Source organism: uncultured Clostridium sp., from assembly GCF_934754915.1.
Taxonomy (GTDB): domain Bacteria; phylum Bacillota; class Clostridia; order Clostridiales; family Clostridiaceae; genus Clostridium.
The window spans coordinates 1-2,509 of record NZ_CAKVKB010000281.1; the positions used below are offsets into that span (position 1 = coordinate 1).

Here is a 2,509-nt window from a genome sequence, read left to right on the forward strand (position 1 = left end):
TTCCAGATGCCCAGATGCTATATGATTTAACAGATTTTGGTAATTCATACTGTGTCCCTAATCCAATCTCTCCGAACGGGTCGTAGGCGTAGTCGATGGTGCAACCATCAGATTGCCGTTAATCTAATTATTTAAGGCCATCTGAAAAAACAACTTTCAGACGGCCATTATCCTGACTAATGTTTCACTATCACTAGCGATATTTTTTTCTTGGGTCTTTGAAAGTTCCTATAAACTTCAAATCATTGTAAAGTTTACCTGGATTTTCCTCATAAAATGTTGCATTAGAATAGTAATATAAAGAATTACCTTCATTTATTCCTTTCTCTTTTGCTACTTTCACAATATCTTTTATAACTTTATTGGAGTGTGCCCCAACTTCTTCTGCTAACACTTCAACTGGCACAATTTCTCCATTATCTGTCTGGAATGCCACAAAATAATCAGAATCAATAAATGAAACTCCAAAATCTGCAAAAGCTGGACAATGAGAATCTGAGTCCTCCATTCCATCTGTATATTCATTAAACTCATCAGGTGTTTTAAAAGATGTCCCCATCCACACAGAAATCATATCTTTAGTTGTTTCAATCATATAATACCTCATAATTCAAAATGTTATATATTTTATTAATCCCAATAAAAGTCTAAATTATTTAATTCCTTCCACTCTTCCAAAGAATAAAGAAAAGGCAAAGAAAATTTTTCCAATAATTTACCCTTTAAATTTTCTGATACCATGAATGCTCCTGAATAATTGGGATTAGTAGACAACAAAATATCCTTATCTGAATTAGTATATGCCTCCAGTGAAAAATCATCTTCATCTAATGCTAAATCTGGGTAAACAATTTCATCCTCAATTTCCCAATTAACTATTCTTACTAAATAATAGACTTCATTCGTCAATAACTCACCTTTTGTATTGACAATAATTGCTTTACTCATACCAAATTCATAGTCAAATCCATATTTTTTTATAAATTCCAAAAAGCGCGCTGACATGATAAAGAAATCATTATATGGAAGAAAATCAAAAGTAACACCTCGGGCTTTTTTCAAGCATACATACACTTGTTCAGGCATTGGAGGGATTTCTTGTCCCTTTACGAACCAACTCCAGGGAAAGTCAAAATCAGGATGCGTTTTTTTAGGGTTGAATTCCTCTGATATACCTAGAACTCCACTACTTACTCGTGGCAACCCCATTTTTTCTACTTTATCCATACTCTGCAGAGCATATCCCCATACTAATAACTTTTTCATAATACCCTCCTAAGATAATTGTTTTGTTTTCTTTCCAAACTGCCTGTGGAATTAAATGGTGTGTCTGCCAAGAAGAAAATCCATTCTTGAGTATTCGGAGCAAACTGGTTCTGAAGGCGGAAGGGTTTGTCAGGGCTACGGCTTGCTCCTTCGAGATTGAAGGCTTCATACGAGCTATGGCTTGCTACACTTACTATATATACACGACGCTACGCCAGTTTATTAATCATCAGGATTTTCTTCTAAACAATTTAGAAACTCATCAAATGATTTCGCTATAATAATTGAATTTTTTTCAAAATTAGCTTCCCTTGATATATTTTCACTCCATACGTCCCTTACATAATAAATAATTTGCCAACTATTTTTTTCTAAACAGAGGTAATTACCTCCCCAATCAAAAGCAAAAGGAATTAAATTCCTAGGTAACTCATTAAGATCCCATTCATTTATCGCTCTTCCTTCTAATGTGAAATCTGGATCATCCTTAAACGGCTTAGAATATTTCATTGGAATGAAGTCGCGAATTTCAATATAGTCATAATCAATATTATCATTGACAAAACAAGAAAGATTGGGAGTACCTCCATTCCATTTGAAGTAATGTGACTTGAATGAAGATGGAAAAGATACTTCTAGTTTTTTTTCAACTTCATTAAAATCGTTTTCAGATAAATTTTTATCACAATCATAAAAATTGAGCATGGTAAACTCCTTTAAGTTATACAAAGCAAAGGATTGCTTCTGCTGGAATAGTTTATTTATTTTTAAAGTTAAGCGTTCAGTCCAATAGAAATAGATAACACATCTTCCTCATTGTCGAGTAGAGATATATCGATAACTTTATCTATTTTATGACTAAATAATTTTAAACAATAAAAATTAGGTTTGTTTATTAATTCTAGCCAATTGCTAATATTTTTTATTTTGATAATAAACAAGGGGAATAATTCTATTGGTATTTCAGCCGAATCATTTATTCCTCCATAAAAGTATACATAAGCAATATCATTTTCCTCTGGTGTAAGAAATTTTAATATTTCATTTTTTATCGATAAACTAAAATTTTCTTTTGATAATTCTATATTTCTATAGGGGGTAAAAGTACGATTTATTATTTCACATGAGAGTGGATATGGAATAATTTTTTCAGAATCTGAAATTAAATTATTTAAAAAATGAATTTCTTTCATTTTTTTCATTATATTATTCTGTTTTAAAGTAAAGATCTTATCTTCTAAAG

Annotated in this window: 4 protein-coding genes; all 4 read right to left on the reverse strand. The window is 31.3% G+C overall.

Annotated features, from left to right (window positions below):
* Nucleotides 1-193: 193 nt before the first annotated feature.
* Nucleotides 194-595 (reverse strand): immunity 22 family protein, encoded by a 402-nt coding sequence (locus Q0F58_RS18835; protein ID WP_004694791.1) that lies wholly within the window; start codon nt 593-595, stop codon nt 194-196.
* 35 nt (nt 596-630) lie between these two features.
* A complete protein-coding gene (locus tag Q0F58_RS18840; protein ID WP_294379510.1) occupies nt 631-1,266 on the reverse strand; it encodes an Imm43 family immunity protein in 636 nt (211 codons plus the stop codon).
* 222 nt (nt 1,267-1,488) lie between these two features.
* Entirely contained in the window at nt 1,489-1,971 is a 483-nt protein-coding gene (locus tag Q0F58_RS18845; protein WP_294379511.1) for an SMI1/KNR4 family protein, read from the reverse strand.
* Between the two features lie 68 nt (nt 1,972-2,039).
* The coding region (locus tag Q0F58_RS18850) for a hypothetical protein (RefSeq protein WP_294379513.1) at nt 2,040-2,509 on the reverse strand (470 nt) is incomplete at its 5' end.